Source organism: Streptomyces sp. NPDC096193, assembly GCF_040302905.1.
GTDB lineage: Bacteria > Actinomycetota > Actinomycetes > Streptomycetales > Streptomycetaceae > Streptomyces.
The window spans coordinates 115,739-141,820 of sequence record NZ_JBEOSJ010000008.1 but is presented as its reverse complement, the minus strand read 5'-3'; the positions used below and the strand labels follow the sequence as shown (position 1 = coordinate 141,820).

The 26,082-nt window shown below is 68.1% G+C and carries 20 protein-coding genes and 1 tRNA gene; 20 read left to right on the top strand and 1 reads right to left on the bottom strand.

From position 1 onward, the window contains the following. Position 1 precedes the first annotated feature (1 nt). The 8 genes from ABTX78_RS14790 to ABTX78_RS14755 all read left to right on the top strand — a co-directional run bounded on the left by ABTX78_RS14790 (position 2) and on the right by ABTX78_RS14755 (position 10,239). On the top strand, positions 2–592 hold the full coding sequence (locus ABTX78_RS14790; RefSeq protein ID WP_352207178.1) for a hypothetical protein: 591 nt from the start codon (positions 2–4) through the stop codon (positions 590–592). A gap of 3 nt (positions 593–595) precedes the next feature. Then, positions 596–727 (top strand): hypothetical protein, encoded by a 132-nt coding sequence (locus tag ABTX78_RS14785; RefSeq protein ID WP_352207177.1) that lies wholly within the window; start codon positions 596–598, stop codon positions 725–727. Between the two features lie 88 nt (positions 728–815). Continuing rightward, complete coding sequence (locus ABTX78_RS14780) at positions 816–1,724, top strand: bifunctional DNA primase/polymerase (RefSeq protein ID WP_352207176.1); 909 nt, start codon at positions 816–818, stop codon at positions 1,722–1,724. 334 nt (positions 1,725–2,058) lie between these two features. Further along, the gene (locus ABTX78_RS14775; RefSeq protein WP_352207175.1) at positions 2,059–3,228 is read left to right on the top strand and encodes a DUF3631 domain-containing protein; all 1,170 of its coding nucleotides are present in this window, start codon (positions 2,059–2,061) and stop codon (positions 3,226–3,228) included. A 217-nt stretch (positions 3,229–3,445) separates the two neighbouring features. Beyond that, positions 3,446–3,637: a helix-turn-helix transcriptional regulator gene (locus ABTX78_RS14770; RefSeq protein ID WP_352207174.1), complete on the top strand. Its 192-nt coding sequence runs from the start codon at positions 3,446–3,448 to the stop codon at positions 3,635–3,637. Beyond that, the gene (locus tag ABTX78_RS14765) at positions 3,634–5,079 is read left to right on the top strand and encodes a tyrosine-type recombinase/integrase (RefSeq protein WP_352207173.1); all 1,446 of its coding nucleotides are present in this window, start codon (positions 3,634–3,636) and stop codon (positions 5,077–5,079) included. Before ABTX78_RS14770 ends, ABTX78_RS14765 begins: the two co-directional genes overlap by 4 nt. A gap of 1,000 nt (positions 5,080–6,079) precedes the next feature. Beyond that, positions 6,080–6,526, top strand: coding sequence for a hypothetical protein (locus tag ABTX78_RS14760; RefSeq protein WP_352207172.1), 447 nt, complete (start codon positions 6,080–6,082; stop codon positions 6,524–6,526). Further along, positions 6,523–10,239, top strand: coding sequence for a caspase family protein (locus tag ABTX78_RS14755; protein ID WP_352207171.1), 3,717 nt, complete (start codon positions 6,523–6,525; stop codon positions 10,237–10,239). Before ABTX78_RS14760 ends, ABTX78_RS14755 begins: the two co-directional genes overlap by 4 nt. 261 nt (positions 10,240–10,500) lie before the next feature. Here ABTX78_RS14755 and ABTX78_RS14750 read toward each other — a convergent pair. After that, positions 10,501–10,572, bottom strand: a tRNA-Arg gene (locus tag ABTX78_RS14750). A gap of 361 nt (positions 10,573–10,933) precedes the next feature. Here ABTX78_RS14750 and ABTX78_RS14745 point away from each other — a divergent pair. From ABTX78_RS14745 to prmC, 12 genes are all read left to right on the top strand, one after another. Beyond that, positions 10,934–11,368: a response regulator gene (locus ABTX78_RS14745; RefSeq protein WP_313944085.1), complete on the top strand. Its 435-nt coding sequence runs from the start codon at positions 10,934–10,936 to the stop codon at positions 11,366–11,368. A 55-nt stretch (positions 11,369–11,423) separates the two neighbouring features. Then, positions 11,424–12,410: an ArgS-related anticodon-binding protein NrtL gene (gene nrtL, locus ABTX78_RS14740; protein ID WP_352207170.1), complete on the top strand. Its 987-nt coding sequence runs from the start codon at positions 11,424–11,426 to the stop codon at positions 12,408–12,410. Positions 12,411–12,417: 7 nt separating this feature from the next. Further along, entirely contained in the window at positions 12,418–13,809 is a 1,392-nt protein-coding gene (gene lysA, locus ABTX78_RS14735) for a diaminopimelate decarboxylase (protein WP_352207169.1), read from the top strand. A 100-nt stretch (positions 13,810–13,909) separates the two neighbouring features. Next, positions 13,910–15,208 carry a homoserine dehydrogenase gene (locus ABTX78_RS14730; protein WP_352207282.1) on the top strand — a complete coding sequence of 433 codons (1,299 nt, stop codon included), beginning with the start codon at positions 13,910–13,912 and terminating at the stop codon, positions 15,206–15,208. Positions 15,209–15,215: 7 nt separating this feature from the next. Further along, positions 15,216–16,334 (top strand): threonine synthase, encoded by a 1,119-nt coding sequence (gene thrC / locus ABTX78_RS14725; protein WP_327680168.1) that lies wholly within the window; start codon positions 15,216–15,218, stop codon positions 16,332–16,334. A 344-nt stretch (positions 16,335–16,678) separates the two neighbouring features. Then, positions 16,679–17,596, top strand: coding sequence for a homoserine kinase (gene thrB / locus ABTX78_RS14720; RefSeq protein ID WP_352207168.1), 918 nt, complete (start codon positions 16,679–16,681; stop codon positions 17,594–17,596). 392 nt (positions 17,597–17,988) lie between these two features. Next, entirely contained in the window at positions 17,989–20,061 is a 2,073-nt protein-coding gene (rho, locus tag ABTX78_RS14715) for a transcription termination factor Rho (protein ID WP_352207167.1), read from the top strand. Between the two features lie 308 nt (positions 20,062–20,369). Further along, the gene (locus tag ABTX78_RS14710; protein ID WP_352207166.1) at positions 20,370–22,157 is read left to right on the top strand and encodes a trypsin-like serine protease; all 1,788 of its coding nucleotides are present in this window, start codon (positions 20,370–20,372) and stop codon (positions 22,155–22,157) included. 323 nt (positions 22,158–22,480) lie between these two features. After that, the gene (locus ABTX78_RS14705) at positions 22,481–23,590 is read left to right on the top strand and encodes an LCP family protein (protein WP_352207165.1); all 1,110 of its coding nucleotides are present in this window, start codon (positions 22,481–22,483) and stop codon (positions 23,588–23,590) included. Between the two features lie 180 nt (positions 23,591–23,770). Next, positions 23,771–23,992, top strand: a complete 222-nt coding sequence (gene rpmE, locus ABTX78_RS14700; RefSeq protein WP_313944077.1) for a 50S ribosomal protein L31 — start codon at positions 23,771–23,773, stop codon at positions 23,990–23,992. Between the two features lie 109 nt (positions 23,993–24,101). Beyond that, positions 24,102–25,181: a peptide chain release factor 1 gene (gene prfA, locus ABTX78_RS14695; protein WP_352207164.1), complete on the top strand. Its 1,080-nt coding sequence runs from the start codon at positions 24,102–24,104 to the stop codon at positions 25,179–25,181. Between the two features lie 28 nt (positions 25,182–25,209). Next, on the top strand, positions 25,210–26,055 hold the full coding sequence (prmC, locus tag ABTX78_RS14690) for a peptide chain release factor N(5)-glutamine methyltransferase (protein ID WP_352207163.1): 846 nt from the start codon (positions 25,210–25,212) through the stop codon (positions 26,053–26,055). Positions 26,056–26,082 lie beyond the last annotated feature (27 nt).

The following is a 26,082-nucleotide window of genomic DNA, read 5'->3' as shown; positions in this document are numbered from 1 at the left end:
CGTGAACGAACCGATCCTCGCCCGCAGCACGCTCAACCTCGCCCTGCCCGCCATCACCACATCCACGGTGCTGTTCCTGGCCCGGATCTGGAACGCGAACGGGGCCGAACACAGCATCGGCAACGCTGCCCTCATGACCGTGCTGGCTGCCGGATCCGGTGCGGCCGGCGCCTTCCTGGCTCGTGCCGGAGACGGACCGCTCGCCGCCGCCGCGTTCGCCATCTCCGGCGGGCTCGCCCTGACCGGAGTCGCCGGATACGCCGACGGCCTCTCCCTGCCCCTCCTGCTGTGGGCGCTGGCCACCGTCATCGCCTACTGCTTCGCCGCCCGCCTGTGGCGCGCCGACCGCCTCGCCACCCTCACCCACCAGCGGCAGACCGCCACACGGCGCGAGGAACACGGCCACGTCGAACGGGTGGAAGCACTCCGCGCCGGCGCACAGATCGAAGTAGCCCGATCCGGCGCCGCCTACGCCGAAGCCCTCGCCCAGGCGCTCACCGCACGCGCTGCACTGCCCGGCTTCGACCCTGCACAGCTCACGCGTGCCGGACTGCCCGAACTTCCCGCCACCGAGATCACGAAGGAGTACTGACCCATGGAAGAAGACGACCTCATCGACTGCGAGCTGTGCGCGCCCACGGACGACGCCGACCCCTGCCCGTATCCCCACTGCTGCGGATGCGGCGCGGACGGCAGCTCCGCCGCCCGGGACTGCACCTGCGAGTAGCTACGCCCGAGGCGGCCCCCTCTCACGCCAATGACACGGGGCCGCCTCGGTTCTCCCAGTCCTCAACAGACCTATGGAGGTCTCCAGCATGACGCATCACCCGCCATCGGCGCCGCTCGTGGCCGCGCTGACTGCCGCTGAACGCGGCTGGCACGTCTTCCCTCTCCGTCCCCACGACAAGCGCCCCGCCCTGCACGGAGAGGCGGTGTGCCCTGGGATCGGGGACTGCGCGGGCGGTCACCGCAAGTGGGAAGACCGGGCGACCATCGACCCGGACCGCATCCGCCGCGCCTGGGCTTCCCTCCCGTTCAACGTCGGTATCGCTACCGGCCCGTCCGGGCTGCTCGTGGTGGATCTCGACATGCCCAAGCGCAGGAGCAAGAGCAGTGCGGACACGCCTTGCGGCGTGACGACCTTTCGTGCGCTCTGCGAGCGCGCCGGGCAGCCCGTTCCGGCCACGCACACGGTGCGGACTGCGAGCGGTGGAGTGCACCTGTACTTCACTGCCCCGGCCGGGGCCCGCCTCGCGAACACCGCGGGCAGGCTCGGCAAGCTCATCGACACCCGTGCATGGGGCGGCTACGTCGTCGCCGCGGGGAGCATCACCCCCACCGGCCCCTACACCCCGGTCAATCCCATGCCGCCCGCCCCGCTCCCCGAATGGCTGCACAGCCTTCTGGCGCCCCGTCAACCATCGCGGGGACTGATGGCTGTTCCCGCATCGTCCCGGGCCTCTCGCTACGCCACAGCAGCCTTGCGGGCGGAAACGGCGACGGTGCGGGACGCACGGCACGGCGAGCGCGACGCCACGCTGCTGGCGGGAGCGCGGGCCCTGGGGCGGTTCGTCGCATGGGGCGACCTTCCGCGCGACGTGGTGGAGGAGGCTCTTCAGTCGGCAGGGGAGTGCACCGGCCTGTCGGAGCGCCAGTGCCGCTCGACCGTGCGCAGCGGCCTGAACTGGTCCATCGCGCACAACTCGCAGCGGAGGACGGCATGAACACCCCTCCCCGCTCCCCCCTGAAGAGCCGTCGCCGCACGGCCAACCGTCCGCCTGCTGCCGGGCTCGCTGTGGTTCCGGCGGCCGCGTGCGGGCCGGCAGGCGTCCCCTCTGTTGTTCGCCCTGACCCGCACCCGGGTGACGGCCGGTTCATCGTCGCGTGGCTGCACATCAGCGCATCCCGCGGCGCGGTTCCCACCGCCACTTCCCGGTGCGCGTGCGGTTGGGACCGCAGCGCCGTCGGCCGCCCGAAAGTCCAGCAACTCACCTCCGACCACATGGAGCACCGACTCGTGTGCCCGCTCCGCACCCCGCAGGAAGGGAGGGCCGCCGCATGACCGCGCCCGAGAAAACCGCCCCGGGTATCAACGGGGCCGCGCTGCTCGACGAGGTGGAGGCCTTTCACCGCCGGTTCAACGTCTTCCCCCTCGATGCCGCCTACGTCGCGGTGACGCTGTGGGACGCGCACGCGCACCTGCTCGACTGCTTCGACGCCACCCCGCGCATCGCCTTCCTCTCCCCGGAACCGGGCTCGGGAAAGTCCCGAGCGCTAGAGATCGTCGAAACTCTCGTGCCCAAGCCGCTCGTGGCGGCGAACGCCTCCGCATCGGTGCTCTTCCGCGCCGTGTCCACGCTGGAGACCCGGCCCACAGTGCTCTTCGACGAGATCGACACCGTCTTCGGCCCCAAGGCAGGGGACAACGAACCGCTCCGCGGATTCCTGAACGCCGGGCACCGGCGCGGGGTGGGCATGTGGCGGTGCGTCGGCGACGGCGCGAATCAGCAGGTACAGGAGTTCCCCTCCTACTGCGCCGTGGCCATGGCCGGCCTCGGCTCCCTCCCCGACACGATCCTGACCCGCTCGGTCATCATCCGCATGCGCCGCCGCGCCCGGAACGAACGAGTGGAGCCCTACCGGCAGCGCATCCACGAGAAGGAAGGTAACGCACTGCGTGACCGCCTCGCCAACTGGGCGCAGACCGTGAGCCACCTGGTGGACGGGGTCTTCCCGGAGCTGCCGCCGGAAGTCACGGACCGGCCGGCCGATGTGTGGGAACCGCTCATCGCCATCGCCGACGCGGCCGGAGGTGCCTGGCCGGCTCGGGCTCGTGCGGCGTGTGTGGAACTGGTCAACGCGGCGAAGGACGGGGACAAGGGCAGCATCGGGATTCGGCTGCTCACCGATCTGCGGGACTACGTTTTCAACGGCATCGACCGCTTGCCCACTGTCGCCGTCCTCGACCGCCTCCACAGCCTCGATGAGGCGCCGTGGGCGGACATGAGCGGCCGGCCGCTCGATGCGCGGGGGTTGTCGCGGATGCTGCGCGAGTACATGACCGTGGACAACAAGCCCATCGCGGCGCGGAACATCAAGACCGGCGGCAGCGTGATGAAGGGCTACTACGCGTCCGATCTGCACGACGCGTGGGCGCGGTACTGCCCCCCTACCCCTGAGAGTCCGCTACTTCCGCTACCTCCGCTACCGCGCAGGTCAGAGGCCTGAAAAGGGTAGCGGATAGCCGGAATCTATCCGCTACCTAATCGCTCCATCCGCTACCGGCCCACGGACACCAACCGGGGCCGGTAGCGCACTTATCCGCTACCGCAGCACCTATCCGCTACCTCGATCAGGCCCCTGACCAGGCAGGTAGCAGAGGTAGCGGAAGTAGCGGACCTGACAGGAAGGGGCCCCCGAGCCCCCTGCCCGCCGAGGAGACACTGTGGCCAAGCCGCGAGACGAAATGCTCACCATCCCTCAAGTGATCAACGAGATCGGCGTGCCGCGAGCGACGTTCTACCGCTGGCGGCAGTGCAAGAAGGGCCCCAAGTCCATCAAGCTTCCGAACGGTTCGGTGCGTATCCGCCGCTCAGAGCTGTGCCGTTGGCTGGAGATGCTGGAGGAGACCGCGTGAGCACGGGCACCAACCTTGGGGCCGGACACTGGAACGGCCCCGCCCCGGAGGGGTTTTCTCTCGACGTGCGCCTGTGGAAGGTGACCAGGGCGCAGAGCAGGACCAGGCCGCATCAGCTCCGTTGGAAGGTTGGCGGCAAGGTCAGCAGCAGCACGTTCGCCACAGTGGCGCTCGCTGAGAGCCGTCGGTCCGAACTGTGGCAGGCGATGCGGCGGGGCGAGGCGTTTCGTATCAAGGACGGCCTGCCGGAGTCCGAGGTGCGAGCCGCCGCTGCTGCTGCCGAAGTCCGTGAGGAGGTGTCCTGGTTCGCCTTCTGCCGTGAGTACATGGCGCTGCGGTGGCCGACTAGTGCAGCGAAGACAAGGGAGGGAATCGCGGACGGCCTCGCGGCCGTGACGCTCGCAATGGTGGAGCAGGGAAGCGGGGCCCCTCGGGTCGAGGAGATTCGCCTTGCGCTGCGGTGGGCGGTGGTTCCGAGGCATGCTGGGGAGACGCCACCGCCCGAGCTTGGCGATGCTTACGCCTGGATCTCCCAGAGGTCTCTGCCGGTTTCGTCGCTCGCGGACCCGCGAATCCTTCGCGACGTACAGCATCGCATTGCGTTCAAACTCGATGGTGCACCGGCGGCTGGTGAGACTGCCCGCCGTAGGCGCCGGGCGCTGAACACGGCCGTGGAGTACGCCATCGAGCGTGGAGCGCTTGCGGCGAATCCGCTGGGGGCAATCAAGAAAGCTCAGCGCTCAGCGCCAGACCGCCTGGACCCTCGGGTCCTCGTAAACAGAGTGCAGGCGGCGCAGTTGTTCGCGGCCGTGTCGTATGTGGGTACGTGGGGGAGGAGCAAAGGACGACGGCTCGTGGCCTTCTACGCCGTCATGTACTTCGCGGCGCTTCGGCCGAGCGAGGCGGTGGGGCTGCGCGACGCTGACTGTCACCTCCCGGAAACTGGCTGGGGGACTCTTACGCTGCGCGAGACGCAGCCGGTCTCTGGCACGAAGTGGACGGATACGGGGCAGCGCCATGAGCAGCGCGGCTTGAAATCCCGCAGTGCGTCAGAGGATCGGCCAGTGCCGATTCCGCCGCCGCTCGTGGCAACACTGCGCGAGCACATGAGGCTGTTCGGTACGGCCAAGGATGGGCGCCTCTTCACGAATGAGCGGGGAGGCCTCGTTGGCAGCAGCACATACTGGCGCGTGTGGCGCGACGCACGAGAGTACGCCCTCCCGCCCGACCTCCAAAGGTCCATTCTTGGTGGTCGGCCGTACGACCTGCGGCACACGTGCATTACGACGTGGTTGAACGCCGGGCTGCCTGTCGCTGAAGTGGCGAGACGGGCTGGCAACTCGGCCGAGGTAGTCCACCGTGTGTACGCAGGCTGCATCTTCGGGCAGGAGGAGGCCATGAACAGCAAGATCGAGGACGAACTCGCCTGGGGGGAGCGGTAGGTAGCGCCGGGGAACGTAGACGATCTCGTAGAACTGCTCTGCGGCGCCGTTAGGGCGTTCGGCGCGACAGGAGGCCCGTTCGCTGATAGGACGTATACGTCGCAGCGGAGGTTGATACTTCGTGGCCCCTCTGCTGTAGCCGCGCACCGCGACTACAGCAGAGGAAACGAGGTGTTGCTCAAGAGCAAGCGCAGTTCCTTGATTTGGGCTATGGGTTCAGCGTGGCCGAGCGATGCCATGGCGAGTCCTGATGGTGGGGAGGACACTCTTGTCTAGGTCTGTGATCTTTGTCCACGGTGTCGGTGTTCGCGGCAAAGTATTCGCCAATACGTTCCGCGCAGTTAAGGCCGGCTTTCTGACACACGCCCCCGGGACCTTGGTTCGCGGCTGCTATTGGGGGGAGGCAGAGGGAGCCAAGCTAGGCGCAGGGGGCGCATCAATCCCTGGATATCACGAGACCGGGGGCCGGGGCTCCAAACCGCAGGAGGAAGAGGAGCTTGCGCTATGGGCCGTGCTATATGTGGATCCGTGGTACGAGTTGCGGCTGATCCGTCACTCCCGAAGCGTCGAGCCGGGAAGCACTCCCCCCGGGCAACGGTCGCCTGTGCAGGACTTGCTCACTAGTATCCACAGTTTCACGCCGTCTGTGGAACTTCGCCAACTGCTGTCTAGGGAATGCCTCGATACCTACTTCGACCAAGCGCTTGGCGACCTTCGGGCATCTCCCGAACTCCAACAAATCCCCCCCGTTGGGGTCCAGGGAGCGTTCGAACTGCGGCGTGCCATCGCCAGAGGCCTGCTGGCACATGCGATCTCTGCCTACGAGGAGGCTGGAGGTCTCGCCGTCGATGGGCGTACCCGAGACGGAGAGTTGATGCTCAAGCTTGGAGCAGAACTACGGGCTGAAGGCCGCGGATTGCCGAGCGGGATTACCGCGCTCCCAAGACGGGCAGCAAGTCGAGCTGCTGTTCGCCGGAGGGGCCTGCTCTCGGATCACGGGATGGCCGCGTCCGGAGACGTTCTACGCTATCAGGCGCATGGCGAAGGATTCCGCAAACTGATTCATGAGGTTGTTAAGGACGACCCTGGAGATTCGATCACCCTTGTCGGGCACAGCCTGGGTGGTGTCGCGTGCTTTGAGTTGCTGGTAGCCGAGGAGATACAGCGCGTCGATCGTCTCGTTACGGTTGGTTCACAGGCGCCGTACTTGTATGAGATCGGTGCCCTGACTTCGTTGCCATTCTCTGAGCCCCTGCCGCCACACTTTCCCGAGGATTGGCTCAACGTTTACGACCGCAATGACCTCCTGGCATACGTCGGAGGGGGGCTATTCAGCGGGCACGTTCTCGACCATCAGGTTGACAATGGTCAGCCTTTTCCGCAAGCCCATAGTGCGTACTGGAAAAATGATGAATTCTGGAAAGCCGTAGCGCCGTGGGCACGATGACCACTTCCGATAGAACCCATGCAGTCGTTGTGGGAATCGAGCGCTATGCCTCCGTGGACTGGGGTCTTTCTGGCCCTGCGCTGGACGCGGTGCGCTTCACTCGGTGGCTGGTCGATATGGGTGTGCCTTCCGGGCAGATCCACCTACTGCTTGCCCCGCTCGATGAGAATCGAGCACAGGTGGCCGAGGAAGCCTTTCGACTCGGAGTGCGCGCGAAATTCCGGGCAACCCGAGATGAGCTGATGGGCATCTTCATCGATGAAATCCGAGTGGCCAACGGTGATTTCTTGGTCGTGTACTGGGGAGGCCATGGTACCGTCCACCGTCAGCAGCAACTTCTATACGGCTCTGACGCCGCTGAACACAAGCAATTGTGTTTGGACTTCGCAGGACTGCGGAGGTACCTCGCGTCGACAGAGGTTCGAGGCTTCGTGCACCAGACGTTCATACTCGATGCATGTGCAACATTTGCCGAGTACTCTACGCAGACCGCGAGTCCGGCACTAGCGGAATTCCCCTCCGGTAGACCGCGTCAAGTCGAACAATTCGCACTCCTAGCAGCCTCCCCAGGGCAAATTGCGGAGAATGATTCGGCTCGGCGAACCGGTGCGATGTCCGACGTGGTAAATGCCTGGCTGGAAGGGAACGCTACGAATGTCTCTCTCCATCAGATGCAGGATTTGGCAGTCCACGTAAAGGAGCGATTCAAGGACTATCGGAGAAGAGGTGCAGTCCTGCAGACGCCTTCCACATTGTGCAGTAGTTGGCCAGGCTTCGATGAATGGATGGACTGGCCAGAAGGCAAGCGGGTATCAAGCTCAATCCTTGCGCTGCTGGAGCGGCAGCGCGAGGAGGGCGAGGTATTTCCTTATGCGATGCATGAGGGGAGACTGCCGAAGCTCTCGTCGCTCTACGTGCGACAGGCCTTGGAAGCCGCGCCTGTCGGTGGGGAAGATGAGATCGAACAGTCGCCTGGCACCGGTTCCGAGCAAGCTGGGCCAGAAGCCCTCTCACCGCCCCGCTCAATTGAGGAAGTTCTGCGGGAGCAAAGCAGGCGGCATCTGTTGGTGGTTGCTGGCCCTGGCGGGGGAAAATCAACGCTTTCAGCACGGTTGAGCGCGGAACGCGCCCAACCTTGGCTGGACAGAGAGGGAGCGCTGACCGCAGTAAAGTCGCAGGACCCGGAGGAAGCGGTCGTCCCGATACGAGTGTCCGCATCAGACTTGGCTGACAGCACGAGAAGTGTGGAGGACTCGCTTCTCGCCGGCACAGGCATCGCGGTAAGTGCGGACGGCGTGCGCCGAGGACTTGAGGAACTATTGCCGCCGGGACTGACCTGGCTAATCTTAATTGACGGCCTAGACGAAGTTGTCGCCGCTGCGTCACGCCGTGACCTAGTGCTCCGCCTCGGTACGTTCGCCGAACAGCGTGGTCAAGCCGTGCGACTGGTGGTCACCACACGTCGCCTGCCGGGCGGAGAGGAGCAGTCTCTTAGGAAGTCTGGCTTTGCTTGTTACGAACTCGAGCCATTCAACCGGCCCCAACTGAAGAAATTCGCAGCCCGTTGGTTCGGCAATGACCCCACAGACGGCCCGTCGGCAACGCAGTACTTGCGCCAGATCGACCTGGCGGGGCTCGGTCCTCTTGTTCAGGTGCCTCTGTTGGCGACCATTACCGCCGTGGTTTACGAGACATGGCCCGATAGGCCCCTACCGAGCAACCGGTACGCCCTTTACGAGCAGTACCGTGACTATCTGAACCGCGCGAAGGCCTCGCAGTTGCGTGAACACTTGACCCGCTTGGAAGCGCACGCGGAAGCGGCTCCGCAGATGCGCTCCGCTGTGCGCTGTCTGCGTGATCAACTGAACGAACTCGTGGGCTACCTTGCTGTTGAACAGATCACTCATGATGTGCGTGACCTGCGCGAGTGCGCCTTGGCGTGGCTCGACGATCAGCTCGACTCAAGGGTGCGGGCGAGCATCCCTGGTTGGGGTGACCAGGTCGTGGCGGTGCTCACCAGCACCGGCCTTCTGGTGCGTTCCGGTCACACCGTCAGGTTCCTGCATACCAGTTTCGCCGAGCACCTCACCGCGGCACACTACGCAAGGCAACTCCCCAAAGTCGTTGATGCACGCGACCCAGCGTGGCGAACGGTGATCGAACAGGCTGGGGCTCGCAACATGCTTGCCCTCGACACCCTTGTCCACGCAGCGAACGGCAGTCTCGAAGTCGCGCGGTCGCTCCTGGCGCAGCTCCAACGAGGAGCAGAGCCACAGCGCCGCGTAGCCGCCCATCTTCTCGCTGAAGGGCCGGTGATCGACGATGTACACGCTGAATGGTTCATTGCCGAATTGGCGGCCACCGACCCCGAACTCGACCTTGACTTGTGGACTCTGGCTGCTCGCACTAGCCACCCGCATATCGTCGACTTCCTGACCCGTACCGCCCAGGCAACAGGGGACCAGCGCTATGCGGCTGCTGCTGCGCTAACGGTCCACCGTCCGAATGTAGCCAGCCTGGCGTTGGGAGCTATCGTTGAAGACTCCGACGAACAATGGGAGACCCGCTGCGATGCGGTCCGAACCTTGACGCGGTTGAGCGACCCTCGAGCGCAGCAAGCTGCTGAGACATTGCGCGGGTTGATTCTCACAGGGCACCACGATCGACTTGCGCGAAAGCACGCCGTACCTGTGCTCGCTGAGTTCTACCCGATCGCTCAGCTGGAAGTCTTCTTCCGCAGCCATTTCGATGCCCGTTCGCCTCAGGTTCAGCGCAATGCGCTTGCCGCCTTTTCCTGCCTGGGTGTCGACCAAACCGATGAGGCAGTTGCGTATGTGAACTCGGTACTCGATCGAGCCGTCACTAATGGTACTGGTAGCGCTTTCGCTATCGGCACGCTAGCGGAAATTTCCCCCGGGTTGGATAGTGGGCTGGTGATTGCCGACTATATCCTCAGTCAAGACTTGGATTGGCGAGATCGCGTCGAGATCGCTTTGGCTGGTATCAGAGCGGGATTTCCGCATGACTTCCTCGTTCGGGCCATGCTCGTGGCCGCCTATTCGGTCGACATCGGCGATGGCCCCGGTATGCAGCAAGCGATAGGCTCACCGCCATCCGCCCATATATGGCGGGAATTCTCACAGGCTGCTACCTCACTTCACGCCTTTTTGTCGGACCCTCACCTTGCCGAAGATAATCTCAATCAGGCCCTGGTCTGGATGGAAATGGAAGGAGAGCAGTTGGGAAGTGCCCACGCCTTGACCCTAGCCGTATGTGGGCTCGGCCTTCTCTATCCATTTCCTCACGACGATCTCCGGGGGGAGTCCGCCGTGCAGGACCGAAGCGCATGGGTCAATGCTCAGTTCCTTCTGGCTAACCTGCAGAGCGTTCCCTGGGGCCTCAGGGACCGCCTGATCCCCTGGCCCTACTGGGTCGAACATCCACCGCCGACGGCATTGGTTCGACCGGACGAGGTTCGACTACTTGACGCCCTATGCCAGTTTACGGTAATGGAAGAATTGCCCGCCCGGCCGCGAGCAGCTGTCACGGTTGCACTCGTGAAATTTCTTACTGCATTGTGGGGAGTGGGGAACATAGGTTTGGTGCGCGCATCGTTGCTTGCAATCGCTCGAGCCCATAGGGAAACGAGGCCTGCCCTCAGTGAGTGTGTAAATCGACTGGCGCATTTCGTGGCGCGTGACTGGGAAGAGTAGATCCGCTGGCTGCAGCTGCCCTCCCGACTTACCAACCGATTGAGACGGGTCATTTGGCGGATGGAAAGGCGGAATCAGAACTGGAACAGTCCGGCGGCCCAGCCTGCTTGGAGGGCGGAGCGGCGCCGTAGGCCCTATCGCAGGTCTATCGCGATCAGTGCTCAGTAACGACGAAGAGCCGGACCCAGTGGGACTGGGTCCGGCTCTCAATGTCTGGCACTTCCGCAGGTCAGCGGGTCGATCACGCTGTTCCGGCTTCTGTGCCCCCGGCAGGATTCGAACCTGCGCACACGGCTCCGGAGGCCGTTGCTCTATCCCCTGAGCTACGGGGGCGCACATCCCGCTTGCGCGGTGACGGGTAGAACCCTACCAGCTCACAGAGGGTCCCCGTGAACAGGTATTCAGGGGCCCCGACCTGCCCGCGAGCCTGCCCCCGCGCGCGCCATCCCGGGCCCCACCGCAGCACCTTCAGCCGTCCCCGGACGTCACCCGATAGCCGGCCCCCGCCCGCAGCCCCCCGCCCCCCGCCCACCGCCCCCGGCCCGCCCACCACCGAGGCCGCCCGCCACTCGCCCGCGCCGCCCCCCAACCACCCCCACCCCACCACCCCCTCCACCCCCACCCCCCGTCCCCCCACCGGGTGGAAGTCGGCAAAACCCGGACGCGGCCCCGCCCCGCGACCTACTCTCGAGTTGTGTCAGGGGCGTCCGGCCGTGTGCTCGTTGTCGACGACAATCGGGTCATCCGGCAGTTGATCAGGGTCAACCTCGAGCTGGAGGGCTTCGAGGTCGTGACCGCGGCCGATGGTGCCGAGTGTCTGGAAGTCGTGCAGCAGGTGCGGCCCGATGTCGTCACTCTTGATGTGGTCATGCCTCGGCTGGACGGGTTGCGCACCGCCGCCCTCCTGCGGGCCGATCCGCGGACCAGCCATCTGCCCGTCGCCATCATCAGCGCCTGTACGCAGTACGAGGTGGAGAGCGGCATCGCCGCCGGGGTGGACGCCTTTCTCGCCAAGCCCTTCGAGCCCGCCGAGCTCGTCCGTCTCGTACGGCAGTTGATGCACCGGGAGGGCCCGCCGTCCGTAGACGGCCGGCATGGGGCCGGGCGAGCGGGAAGCACGCGCGGCTGACCGCATCGCGAAACCGGTTCGCGAAGCGCCCCCCTTCCTCCCATACGCTTGTCCCGTGACGCCCGCCGATCTCTCCCGTACCGTGCTGCACGCCGTGCGCCGCGCGGTGGCGGACGGTGCGCTGGACGCGCCGGTGCCGGAGAGTGTCAGCGTCGAACGTCCCAGGCCAGGAGGGTGCGGCGACTACGCCACCAATGTCGCCCTGCGGCTCGCCGGGCCCGCCCACCAGCCGCCCCGTGCCGTTGCCGAGGCCCTGCGGGACCGGATCGCCGGCCAGCCCGGGATCGCCTCCATCGAGATCACCGGGCCCGGCTTCCTCAACATCACCCTGCACAGCCGTGCGCAGCAGCAGCTGGTGGAGACAGTGCGGCAGCAGGGCGCGGTGTACGGGCACAGCCGGCAGCTCGCCGGGGTCGCCGTGCGGTTCGAGGCGGGGGAGGAGCTGCGCGCCCGGGTGTGGGCCGACGCCCTCGGCCGGCTGCTCCGCTCCCAGGGGGCCGAGACCGGGCACGGGGGCGTCGAAAGCCTTCACGTCGTGCCCGCACCCGATCAAGCTCTGGACCCCGCCGCCGACGCCACTCGTTGGCCCCTTCTCTCCGCCGCCGCGCGCGACCGGCCCCGCACCGGGCCCCATCTCCTCGTGCAGCACGAGTCCAACCCGCTTTTCACCGTCCGCTACGCCCACGCCCGCAGCCGCGCCCTCAGCCGTAACGCCGCCCAGCTGGGCATCACGAGCGAGCAGCCCGGTATCGATCAGCTCACCGGCGCGCACACCGTCGACGTCCCCGCCCTGACCGGCGCCATAGGCGATCACCCCGCCGTCCTCGCCTCCGCCGCCCGCCTGCGCGCGCCCGACCGGCTCGTCCGGCATCTGGAAGCGACCGCCGACGCGCTCCTCTCCTTCCAGCACACCGTGCTGCCCCTAGGAGACGAGAAACCCTCGGCCGCCCACCGTTCCCGCCTCGCGCTCGCCGAAGCCGCCGGGACGGTGCTCGCCGGTGGCCTGTCCCTGCTCGGCATCAGCGCCCCTGACTACCTGTGAGAGAAGAATGAGCCGTTCCGCACACCCCGCCGGGCCCCGTCACGCCGATGTCTACCCCGAGGGTCACTACAGCGCCCCTCCCACCGACCTCAACGGTCTCGACGAGAAGGTCTGGGCGAAGACCGTCACCCGTAACGACGACGGGGTCGCCACGGTCGGCGGGATCGAAGTCACGCGGCTGGCCGAGGAGTTCGGCACCCCCGCCTACGTCCTCGACGAGGCCGACTTCCGCGCCCGATGCCGTGCCTGGGCCGACGCGTTCGGCAAGGAAGCGGACGTCTTCTACGCCGGGAAGGCGTTCCTCTCGCGGGCCGTGGTCAAGTGGCTCCACGAGGAGGGCCTCAATCTCGACGTCTGCTCCGGTGGTGAGCTCACCACCGCGCTCGACGCCGGGATGCCCGCCGACCGCATCGCCTTCCACGGGAACAACAAGTCCCCGGAGGAGATCGAGCGGGCCGTGCGCGTCGGTGTCGGGCGGATCGTGCTCGACTCGTTCCAGGAGATCGTGCGCGTCGCGCACGTCGCCCAGAGCCTCGGCAAGCGCCAGCGCGTGCAGATCCGGGTCACGGTCGGTGTGGAGGCTCACACGCACGAGTTCATCGCGACGGCCCACGAGGACCAGAAGTTCGGCATCCCGCTCGCCGGCGGCCAGGCGGCCGAGGCCGTGCGCCGGGCGCTCCAGCTCGACGGGCTGGAGGTCATCGGCATCCACTCGCACATCGGCTCGCAGATCTTCGACACCTCCGGCTTCGAGGTGGCCGCGCACCGCGTCGTCGGACTGCTCAAGCAGATCCGCGACGAACACGGCGTCGAGCTGCCCGAGATCGACCTCGGCGGCGGTCTCGGTATCGCGTACACGCCGGACGACGACCCCCGCGAGCCGCACGACATCGCCAAGGCGCTCAACGAGATCGTCACCCGTGAGTGTGAGGCGGCCCGGCTGCGTACGCCGCGTATCTCCGTCGAGCCGGGGCGCGCCATCGTCGGCCCCACCGCCTTCACGCTGTACGAGGTCGGCACCATCAAGCCACTGGAGGGCCTGCGGACGTACGTCAGTGTCGACGGCGGCATGTCCGACAACATCCGCACCGCGCTCTACGACGCCGAGTACAGCGTCGCGCTGGTCTCCCGCAGGTCCGACGCCGAGCCGATGCTCTCCCGCGTGGTCGGCAAGCACTGTGAGAGCGGCGACATCGTGGTGAAGGACGCGTTCCTGCCCGCCGACCTGGCGCCCGGCGACCTCATCGCCGTGCCCGCGACCGGCGCGTACTGCCGCTCGATGGCCAGCAACTACAACCACGCACTCCGTCCGCCGGTGGTCGCCGTCGCGGACGGCGAGGCACGGGTGATCGTGCGACGGGAGACGGAGGAAGATCTCCTGCGTCTCGATGTCGGATAGTTGAGATAGATGTCTCGTATGCCGGACGGAGGATAGAAACTTCCGTCCGGTGCGTGAGACTGGTCCACACCGTAGAAGTGATGAGAAGCGAGGTCGGATGATGCGTACGCGTCCGCTGAAGGTGGCGCTGCTGGGCTGTGGAGTGGTCGGCTCAGAGGTGGCGCGCATCATGACGACGCACGCCGACGACCTCGCCGCCCGCATCGGCGCCCCGGTTGAACTGGCCGGCGTCGCCGTCCGCCGGCCGGGCAAGGTGCGTGAGGGGATCTCCGAGGACCTCGTCACCACGGATGCCACCGCCCTCGTCAAACGCGGCGACATCGACGTCGTCATCGAGGTCATCGGCGGCATCGAGCCCGCCCGCACGCTCATCACCACCGCGTTCGAGCACGGCGCCTCCGTCGTCTCCGCCAACAAGGCGCTGCTCGCCGAGGACGGCGCCACGCTGTACGCGGCGGCCGAGCAGCACGGCCGCGACCTCTACTTCGAGGCCGCCGTCGCCGGTGCGATCCCGCTGATCAGGCCGCTGCGCGAGTCGCTCGCCGGGGACAAGGTCAACCGCGTCCTCGGCATCGTCAACGGCACGACCAACTTCATCCTCGACAAGATGGACGGCTCGGGCGCCGGTTACTCCGAGGCACTCGACGAGGCCACCGCCCTCGGGTACGCGGAGGCAGACCCCACCGCCGACGTCGAGGGCTTCGACGCGGCCGCCAAGGCCGCCATCCTCGCCGGGATCGCCTTCCACACCCGCGTCCGCCTCGACGACGTCTACCGCGAGGGCCTCACCGAGGTCACCGCCGCCGACATCGTCTCCGCCCAGCGCATGGGCTGCACCGTCAAACTCCTCGCCATCTGCGAGCGGGCGGCCGACGGCAAGTCCGTCACCGCCCGCGTGCACCCGGCGATGATCCCGCTCAGCCACCCGCTCGCGTCCGTCCGCGAGGCGTACAACGCCGTCTTCGTCGAGGCGGAGGCCGCCGGGCAGCTGATGTTCTACGGCCCCGGCGCCGGCGGCGCTCCCACCGCGTCCGCCGTGCTCGGCGACCTCGTCGCCGTCTGCCGCAACAAGCTCGCCGAGGCCACGGGGCCGGGCGAATCCGCGTACACGCAGCTGCCCGTGAGCCCCATGGGCGACGTCGTGACGCGGTACCACATCAGCCTCGACGTGGCCGACAAGCCTGGCGTGCTCGCCCAGGTCGCGACGGTCTTCGCCGAGCACGGCGTGTCGATCGACACGGTCCGCCAGCAGGGCCGACCGGAAGCAGACGGCGAGGCATCGCTCGTCGTCGTCACCCACCGCGCGCCCGACGCAGCCCTCTCCGGGACCGTCGAAGCGCTGCGCAAGCTCGACACCGTGCGCGGTGTCGCCAGCATCATGCGTGTTGAAGGGGAGTAAGGGACCCATGACGACCAACGGCACCCACCAGTGGCGCGGCATCATCGAGGAGTACCGGGACCGCCTTCCGGTGACGGACACGACGCCCGTGGTCACGCTCCGTGAGGGTGGCACGCCGCTCGTCCCGGCGCGCGTCCTGTCGGAGCGCACGGGCTGCGAGGTGCATCTCAAGGTCGAGGGCGCCAACCCCACCGGGTCCTTCAAGGACCGCGGCATGACCATGGCCATCACCCGCGCCAAGGAGGAGGGTGCGCAGGCCGTCATCTGCGCCTCCACCGGCAACACCTCGGCGTCCGCGGCCGCCTACGCCGTACGGGCCGGCATGGTCTGCGCCGTGCTCGTCCCGCAGGGCAAGATCGCGCTCGGCAAGATGGGCCAGGCGCTCGTCTACGGCTCGCAGATCCTCCAGGTCGACGGAAACTTCGACGACTGCCTCAACCTCGCCCGCCGGCTCTCCGAGAACTACCCGGTGGCGCTGGTCAATTCGGTCAATCCGTACCGCATCGAGGGGCAGAAGACGGCCGCGTTCGAGATCGTCGACGCGCTCGGCGACGCCCCCGACATCCATGTGCTGCCCGTGGGCAACGCCGGCAACATCACGGCGTACTGGAAGGGGTACAAGGAGTACTCCCAGCCGTCGCCCGCGAGCACTCTGGCCGGCGGGGCGGACCGCCCCGCGCTGCCCGCCCTCTCCACGCGCAGGCCGCGCATGTGGGGCTTCCAGGCCTCCGGTTCCGCGCCCATCGTCCGCGGTGAGATCGTCAAGGACCCGTCGACGATCGCCACCGCGATCCGGATCGGCAACCCGGCGTCGTGGCAGTTCGCGCTCGACGCGCGGGACGAGTCCGGCGGCTTCATCGACGAGGTGACGGACCGTGAAATCCTGCGCGCCTACCGGCTGTTGGCCTCCCAGGAGGGTGTCTTCGTGGAGCCCGCGTCGGCCGCTTCGGTCGCCGGTCTGCTGAAGGCGGCCGAGCAGGGCAAGGTCGACCCGGGCCAGCGGATCGTCTGCACGGTCACCGGCAACGGTCTGAAGGACCCGGACTGGGCCGTCGCCGGCGCTCCCCAGCCCGTCACCGTCCCGGTGGACGCCGTGGCGGCGGCGGAGCGGCTCGGTCTCGCCTGAGGGTCGGCACGGAGCCCCTCGCCCGGAGCCCGAGAGTCACGGGCCGAGGTCCGAGGGGCTGAGGGTCGGCAAGGGCGTCCTGTTGTGGGTCCGGGAACGCTTCCTACTGCGTTCCCGCCCGATGGACAAGCAAGGCAAGCCGGGCAACGGCGTACGTAGGGGCACAGGAGGCTCGCGACACGCATCGTGCGCCTCCCGTGCGCCCTATGTCGCCACAGAACCTTCCTTCGATAAGCTGTACCGAACCCGCCCCGCCGCCTGTGCCGCGGTGTTGCTGCCGTTACGGCCCACGGGTCCTCACCTCTCGAATCTCACAGCTCAGAACCAAGGAGAGTCATCGAGCGATGGCCGGTCCAGCGTTCCGCGCCGCCGCCGTCCGGGTGCGCGTTCCCGCCACCAGCGCCAACCTCGGCCCGGGCTTCGACGCCTTCGGGCTGTCCCTGGCGCTGTACGACGATGTCGTGGTGCGGGTCGCCGATGCCGGTCTGCACATCGACATCGCGGGTGAGGGTGCCTCCACGCTGCCCCGCGACGAGAGCCATCTGCTCGTCCGTGCCCTGCGGACGACCTTCGACCTGCTCGGCGGGCAGCCGCGCGGCCTCGAGGTCGTCTGTGCCAACCGGATCCCGCACGGCCGCGGGCTGGGCTCGTCGTCGGCCGCCATCTGCGCCGGCATCGTCGCCGCCCGCGCCGTGACGATAGGCGGCGACGCCAAACTCGACGACGCGGCGCTGCTGGAGCTCGCCACGGAGATCGAGGGACACCCCGACAACGTCGCCGCCTGTCTGCTCGGCGGTTTCACGCTCGCCTGGACCGACGGGGGAGCGGCCCGCGCCATCAGGATGGACCCGGCCGATTCCGTCGTTCCGGTGGTCTTCGTCCCCGGCAAGGCGGTGCTCACGGAGACCGCACGCGGCCTTCTGCCGCGCAGCGTCCCCCATGTGGACGCAAGCGCTAACGCCGGTCGTGCGGCCCTCCTCGTCGAGGCGCTGACCAGGCGTCCCGAACTGCTGCTGCCGGCCACGGAGGACCGTCTCCACCAGGAGTACAGGGCCCCGGCGATGCCGCAGAGCATCGACCTTGTCAACCGACTGCGTGCCGACGGCGTCCCCGCAGTCATCTCCGGTGCGGGCCCCACGGTGCTCGCGCTGGCCGAGGACAGTGCGGCCGACAAGGTCGCACGACTGGCGGGCGAGGGATGGGCGGCCAACCGGCTCACCTTCGACGCCGCGGGCGCGAGCGTCCTGCCACTCAGCTCGTAGTGACACGAGATTGCCGGTGATGGAGAGGGGGAATGTTTGTTGGAGCCGGTAGTGTTAACCTCAAGTCTGCAACCGATGCCTTTGTGGCTCGGAGCTTCGTGTCCCCCTTAGGGACCGCCATTCTTCCGGGAGCCTCCCCAACTGCCTGAGCAGCCTGCCTGAGCAGTTTCGAGCACGCTCCGGAACCGGCACGACACCCCTCGCTTCTCCAGGAGTGGGCCGAGCAGGGGGACCTCGGGCCGGACTTTGCACGTATTTCTCTCCGCCGTCATCACCGGCGGGACCACCGCCCCGGCAACGTTCTGCGACATCCAACGTCACAGGCCGTCGCCGGACAGCACAACCGGTCGCCGAGCCAGAAGGCCGACGTCCGCTCCAGGGAAGGACCCTTCGTGAGCGACACCACCGATCTGATGGGCGTGACTGCCGACAACAACGTCGACACCTCCGCGCCCGCCGGAGGTGCTGCCTCCTCCGGCACCACCTCACGGCGCCGCCGCTCCGGCACCGGCCTCGAGGGCATGGTCCTGGCCGAGCTGCAGCAGGTCGCGTCCGGCCTCGGCATCAGGGGCACCGCGCGTATGCGCAAGAGCCAGCTGATCGAGGTCATCAAGGAGGCGCAGTCCGGCAGTGGGGCCCCGGCCAAGGCGTCCGCGCCGAAGAGCGCCGACGCTGGCGCCGGTGAGGCCGAGACCAAGCCGAAGCGCCGTGCCACCTCCAAGGCGCGTACGGGCGACTCCGCCGCCGCTGCCGAGAGCAAGGCCGAGCAGGCCACCGCCCAGCAGCAGATCGACATCCCCGGTCAGCCGGCTGGGGGCACCGCCCAGGCCGCAGGCTCTGGGGGAGACGACCAGCCGGCCGGAGAGCGCCGCCGTCGCCGTGCCACCGCTCAGGCGGGCAGCCCGGAGACCCAGGCCGACGCCCGGGCCGAGAGCAAGGGCGACACGGCCGTCGACGTCAAGACGGACGCACAGCCCGACGCCAAGGCCGAGACCGCCGTCGGCGCGTCCTCACAGCAGGACGGCGAAGGCCGCCGCGACCGCCAGGAGCGCGGCCAGCGCGGCGAGCGTGGCGACCGCGGTGACCGCCGTGACCGTCAGCGCGACCGCCGCGGCAAGGGCGACGACCAGCAGCAGGGCGGCCAGCGCCAGCAGCAGGGCGGCGGCGGCCAGCAGCAGCAGCGCCAGGGCGGCCAGCAGCAGGACGACGGCTACGACGACGAGGCGGGCGGCCGTCGCGGTCGCCGGGGCCGTTACCGCGACCGCCGTGGGCGCCGTGGTGGCCGCGAGGACTTCGGCAACGAGCCGCAGGTCTCCGAGGACGACGTCCTGATCCCCGTCGCGGGCATCCTGGACATCCTCGACAACTACGCGTTCATCCGGACCTCCGGTTACCTGCCGGGCCCGAACGACGTGTACGTCTCCCTCGCCCAGGTCCGCAAGAACGGCCTGCGCAAGGGTGACCACGTCACGGGCGCCGTGCGGCAGCCCAAGGAGGGCGAGCGCCGCGAGAAGTTCAACGCGCTCGTGCGCCTGGACTCGGCGAACGGCATGGCGGCCGAATCCGGCCGTGGCCGCCCCGAGTTCAACAAGCTGACGCCGCTGTACCCGCAGGACCGGCTGCGCCTCGAGACCGACCCGGGCATCCTGACGACCCGGATCATCGACCTCGTGTCGCCGATCGGCAAGGGCCAGCGAGGGCTGATCGTGGCCCCGCCGAAGACCGGCAAGACCATGATCCTCCAGGCGATCGCCAACGCGATCACGGTCAACAGCCCCGAGTGCCACCTGATGGTCGTCCTCGTCGACGAGCGTCCGGAAGAGGTCACCGACATGCAGCGGTCGGTGAAGGGCGAGGTCATCTCCTCGACCTTCGACCGCCCGGCCGAGGACCACACCACGGTCGCCGAGCTGGCCATCGAGCGCGCGAAGCGTCTCGTCGAGCTGGGTCACGACGTGGTCGTCCTGCTGGACTCCATCACCCGTCTGGGCCGTGCGTACAACCTCGCGGCTCCCGCCTCCGGACGCATCCTGTCCGGTGGTGTCGACTCGACCGCGCTGTACCCGCCGAAGCGCTTCTTCGGTGCGGCGCGCAACATCGAGGACGGCGGCTCGCTGACCATCCTGGCCACCGCGCTGGTCGACACCGGTTCGCGGATGGACGAGGTGATCTTCGAGGAGTTCAAGGGCACCGGCAACATGGAGCTCAAGCTCGACCGGAAGCTCTCCGACAAGCGCATCTTCCCGGCGGTGGACGTCGACGCGTCCAGCACCCGTAAGGAAGAGATCCTGCTCGGCAGCGACGAGCTCGCCATTGTCTGGAAGCTGCGCCGGGTGCTGCACGCGCTCGACCAGCAGCAGGCGATCGAGCTGCTGCTGGACAAGATGAAGCAGACGAAGTCGAACGCCGAGTTCCTGCTCCAGATCCAGAAGACGACCCCGTCGGTCGGCAACGGCAACGACTGACGCCGTTCCCCGCACGACACAGGACCGCCCCGTCGCCCCACAGGTGACGGGGCGGTCTCGTTTTGTTCGCACCCCATCAGCCACTGGTAAACCGTCAGTTGACGCACGTATCATCAGCGGATCGAGGTGGGGGGATTCCACCGCAGTGCCTGAGAGGCCGGGGGGCCTCAGCTTCGGCCTGCTCGCACGCTTCTTCGTGCCCCACCGATGACCCAGTTTCCTCCGGTGGGGCGGTTGCGCTCTGCCGGTTCAACCCGAGGGGTTACCGAGTGCAGATACGCACGCGTGGTGGTCGGCACAAGCGCCGGATGAGACTTGCGATACCGGCCGTCGCCGCCGTCCTCGCGCTGACCGGTGCGGGGATCGCGATGACCGCGTCCGGTTCCGCGGAGGCCGGCGAGGCACCGCAGATCAGCGCCGAGTCGCAGAAGCCCGTACAGCCCTCCCAGAGCGAGCTGCGCAAGCGCGTCACCCTGGCGATGAAGGCCGACGCCAAGAGCGAGCGGTCCCTCATCACCCAGCCCGACCCCGCGGCGGACAGCGACTCCGGCAGCGCGCCCAGTGCGCGCATCATCGGTGGTTCGCAGACGACCATCTCGGCCGCCCCCTGGATGGCGCAGCTCCACTACTACGACGAGGCCACCGGCACCGGCTTCTTCTGCGGCGGCGTGGTCATCGCCCCGACGAAGATCGCCACGGCCGCCCACTGCGTCAAGGGTGCCAAGTACTACCAGGGCGGCACCGTCGCCGTCGGCACCGACAAGCTGCCCACCCAGAACGCGGACGGGTCGTGGGACTGGCACGGCGCCACGCTGCTCGGCGCGTACCGGCAGTGGAACCACCCCGGATTCAGCTGGTCCACGCTCGACAACGACGTGGCCGTCCTGACGCTGACGTCCAAGGTCCCGTCCACTGTCACGCCGCTGCCGCTCGCGCAGCCCACCGACTCGGCGCTCTACCAGGCAGGCCTGGACGGCAAGGTGTACGGCTGGGGCCGCACCAGCTCCACCGTGCAGGACAGCGCCTCCCCCGTCTTGAAGGTCGCCGACGCGGACATCGTCTCCGACACCGCGTGCGGTGCCGCGTACCCCGAGGGCTTCATCAGGGGCAACATGCTCTGCGCGGGCGCCCCGCCCACCGGCGACGACGCCACCAGCGAGACCACCTGCAACGGTGACTCCGGCGGACCGCTGGTCGTCGGCGGCAAGCTCGCCGGCATCGTCTCCTGGGGCGACGAGAACTGCTCGGCCGCGGGCAAGTACGGCGTGTACGCGAAGGTCTCCACGTACTCCGCCCCGATCCAGTCCCGCGTCGACGACGCCAACTGGAGCTCGGACCACACCGCCGACCTGCTGGCCCGCCGCACCTCGGACGCCAGCCTGTTCAGCTGGCACTCCAAGGTCACGGGCCTGACCCGCACGTACAACCTGGGCAACTTCGGCAACGCCAACCTGCTCGTCCAGACCGACCTGGACCGCGACGACTACGACGACCTGTTGTACCGCGTCGGCAACGGTGACGTGTACTGGGACCACTACGTGCCCGGGAGCGGCGGCGCGGAGGGCGAATGGCAGTTCAAGCTGGTCGCCAAGGCCTGGACCGCGCACAAGCAGATCGTGACCCCCGGTGACCTCACCGGCGACGAGCTGCCCGACATGCTCGCGGTGAACTCCTCCGGCAACCTCCACCTCTACCCGGGCAGGGGCAACGGCGGCTTCGCCGCCCCCGTCCTGGTCGGTGGCGGCTGGGGCCAGTACGGCGTGGTCCGCGGTCACGGTGACTTCACGGGCGACGGCAAGCCGGACGTTCTGGCCCGTGGCGCCGACGGCTCCACGTACCTCTACCGGGGCACCGGCAAGGCCGCGACCCCGTTCGAGGCCCGCCGTCTGGTCGGCAAGTTCACCCTCAGCAGCTTCACCGCGCTGGTCACCGTCGGTGACGTGAACAGCGACGGTCACGCCGACCTCCTGGTCCGTGACTCGACCGGCAAGCTGTGGCTCTACCCGGGCAACGGCAACAGCGCGACCACCGGTGGCATCTTCGGTACGCGCAAGGACTTCGGCACCGGCTGGCAGGCCTACAACCTCTTCGGCTGAGGCCTGACGCCGGCCGGACGTCCGCGGACGCCGGTGGGCACCGGCGGGTGCCGGTGGGACCTTCACCACACCCGCCGGCGCCGCCGCTCTACCCCCGCTCCACCGTCCCGGCGGGAAAAACCCCTGATGGGACAGGCTCTGCGCCCGTCGTGCCCCGCACGGCGGGCGCAGCCGCGTTCTCACCCGGTTCTCACGCCCGCGTGCAACCCTTTCCGTCGCCGCGCCGTCTCACCAGTGGCGGAGCAAAAATTGACAGGGTCAGACAAACCGCACCTGGTTCGGCGCAGCAGGGGGTGGCGGCAGACGGCGGAACAGGGGAGATCATGGCCGAGCAGAGCAGCAGTGGCAGCCGAATACGCGGCAGCCGCGGCAAGCGCCGCAAGCAGCCCTCCACGGGCCGCCGGGCCATGACCGTCGCCGCCTGGACCACTGCGGGCCTCGTGCTCTTCGGTGGCTCCGGCCTCGGCTACGTCTACTTCAAGCTCAACGGCAACATCACCGGCGTCGACATCAACAGCCAGCTCGGCACCGACCGGCCCGACGACGTCGACAACGGCTCCATGGACATCCTCGTCCTCGGCTCGGATTCCCGCGCCGGAGCCAACGCCGAGTACGGCCCCGACGAGGGCGGTGCCCGCTCGGACACGGCGATGATCATGCACGTGTACGAGGGACACAAGACGGCGAGCGTGGTCTCCGTGCCCCGCGACACCCTCGTCCAGCGCCCCGACTGCACCGACAGCGACGGCGAGACCGTCACCGGGTCCCGGCGCGCGATGTTCAACACGGCGTACGAGTCCGGCGGCCCGGCCTGTGCGGTGAAGACCGTCGAGAAGATGTCGGGCATCCGCATGGACCACTACATCGAGGTCGATTTCACGGGCTTCAAGCAGCTCATCGACAAGCTCGGTGGCGTGAAGATCACCACCGCCGAGCCCATCAACGACTCCAAGAGCCATCTGAACCTGGCGCCGGGCACGCACACCCTCGACGGGGAGCAGTCGCTGGGCCTGGTCCGCACCCGCAAGAGCATCGGCGACGGCAGCGACCTCGGGCGGATCCAGCTCCAGCAGGCCTTCATGAAGGCCTTCATCAACCAGGTCAAGAGCGTCGGCGTGCTGACCGACCCGAAGAAGCTGCTGGACATCGCCGACACCGCGACGAAGGCCATTACCCCGGACTCCGAGCTCGACTCGGTGTCCGAACTGATGAGTTTCGCCAGGGGGCTCGGCGGCCTGGACGCCCAGGACGTGCAGATGATCACGATGCCGGTCGAGTACGACCCCGTCGACCCGAACCGGGTGATCCCGATCACGTCCGCCGGGCAGCAGGTGTGGACGGCGCTCAAGCAGGACAAGCCGATCCCGGCCTCCGCGGTGAAGGACTCGGCGGGCGACAAGGGCGACGCCGGCACCGTCGTCCGGGCGCGCTAGCCGCATCCGTCGGCGCGGCGGTCAGGCGTGGCGGACGCCGCGGAACCGTGCGGAATAGTTCCGCGAGCACCCCGGTTTTGGGAGATACGGCCGGTCCTGGCAGACTGGTACGTCGGCCCCGGTTCACGCACCCGTATCCCGCGCGTGCGACCCGGCGCCCTCCCGAAACTAGGAGACACCTTGAAGCGCGACATCCACCCCGAGTACGTCGAGACCCAGGTCAGCTGTACCTGCGGCGCGTCGTTCACCACTCGCAGCACCATCGACAGCGGCGCCATCCGTGCCGAGGTCTGCTCCGAGTGCCACCCGTTCTACACGGGCAAGCAGAAGATCCTCGACACCGGTGGCCGCGTGGCCCGCTTCGAGGCCCGCTTCGGCAAGGCCGGCTCCGCCAAGAAGTAGCGAGCCAACTGCGCCGGTCCTCGGCCACCCCCGCGCGGGGCGGCTGGGACCGGCGCTTTGCCGTCCCGTAGGTCTCGTTCAGTAATCGTCATCCCCCAGGAGCCCCCGAATGTTCGAGGCGGTCGAGGAACTGATCGGCGAGCACGCCGATCTGGAGAAGAAGCTCGCCGACCCTTCGGTCCACGCCGACCAGGCGAACGCGCGCAAGCTGGGCAAGCGTTATGCCGAGCTGACGCCGATCGTCGGCACGTACCGCTCCTGGAAGCAGACCGGGGACGACATCCTGACCGCGCGCGAACTGGCCGCCGACGACCCGGACTTCATCGCCGAGGCCAAGGAGCTGGAGCAGCAGCGCGAGGACCTCACCGAGAAGCTGCGGCTGCTCCTGGTGCCGCGCGACCCCAGCGACGACAAGGACGTCCTCCTCGAGGTCAAGGCCGGCGCGGGCGGCGACGAGTCCGCCCTGTTCGCCGGCGACCTGCTGCGGATGTATCTGCGCTACGCCGAGCGCGTCGGCTGGAAGACCGAGATCATCGACGCCACCGAGTCGGAGCTGGGCGGCTACAAGGACGTCCAGGTCGCGGTGAAGACCAAGGGCGGCCAGGGTGCCACCGAGCCCGGACAGGGCGTCTGGGCGCGGCTGAAGTACGAGGGCGGGGTGCACCGCGTGCAGCGCGTGCCCGCCACCGAGTCCCAGGGCCGTATCCACACCTCCGCGGCCGGTGTGCTGGTCACGCCGGAGGCGGAGGAGATCGACGTCGAGGTCCACGCCAACGACCTGCGCATCGACGTCTACCGCTCGTCGGGCCCCGGCGGACAGTCCGTCAACACCACCGACTCCGCGGTTCGCATCACGCACCTGCCGACCGGCATCGTCGCTTCCTGCCAGAACGAGAAGAGCCAGCTCCAGAACAAGGAGCAGGCGATGCGTATCCTGCGCTCCAGGCTGCTGGCCGCGGCGCAGGAGGAGGCCGAGAAGGAGGCCGCGGACGCGCGCCGCAGCCAGGTCCGCACGGTGGACCGCTCCGAGAAGATCCGCACGTACAACTTCCCCGAGAACCGCATCTCGGACCACCGGGTCGGCTTCAAGGCGTACAACTTGGACCAGGTCCTCGACGGTGACCTGGACGCGGTCATCCAGGCCTGTGTCGACGCCGATTCGGCCGCAAAGCTCGCGGCCGCCCAGTAACACCTCGTACGGAACGGGTGGAGGACCAGTGAACCTGCTGCTCGCCGAGGTGGCCCAGGCCACCCAGCGGCTGGCCGACGCCGGCGTGCCCTCGCCGCGCTTCGACGCGGAGGAGCTCGCCGCCTTCGTCCACGGTGTGAAGCGGGGAGAGCTGCACAACGTCAAGGACGCGGACTTCGACGCCCGTTACTGGGAGACGGTCGCCCGCCGCGAGGCCCGTGAACCGCTCCAGCACATCACCGGACGGGCCTTCTTCCGCTATCTGGAGCTCCAGGTCGGCCCCGGTGTCTTCGTGCCGCGCCCCGAGACCGAGTCCGTCGTCGGCTGGGCCATAGACGCCGTACGGGCCATGGACGTCGTCGAGCCGCTCATCGTCGACCTGTGCACCGGATCGGGCGCCATCGCGCTGGCGATGGCGCAGGAGGTGCCGCGCTCGCGTGTGCACGCGGTCGAGCTCTCCGACGACGCCCTCAACTGGGCCCGGAAGAACGCCGAGGGCTCCCGCGTCACCATCCACCAGGGCAACGCGCTCGCAGCGCTGCCCGAACTGGACGGCCAGGTCGACCTCGTCATCTCCAACCCGCCGTACATCCCGCTCACCGAGTGGGAGTACGTCGCCCCCGAGGCCCGCGACCACGACCCTGAGATGGCCCTGTTCTCCGGCGAGGACGGCCTGGACACCATCCGCGGTATCGAGCGCACCGCGCACCGTCTGCTGCGCCCCGGCGGTCTCGTGGTCATCGAGCACGCGGACACCCAGGGCGGCCAGGTGCCGTGGATCTTCAACGAGGAGTCCGGCTGGGCGGACGCGGCCGACCACCCCGACCTGAACAAGCGGCCGCGCTTCGCCACCGCCCGCAAGGCGATGCCGTGAACCGCGCGAAGACACAGCCCGCACAGC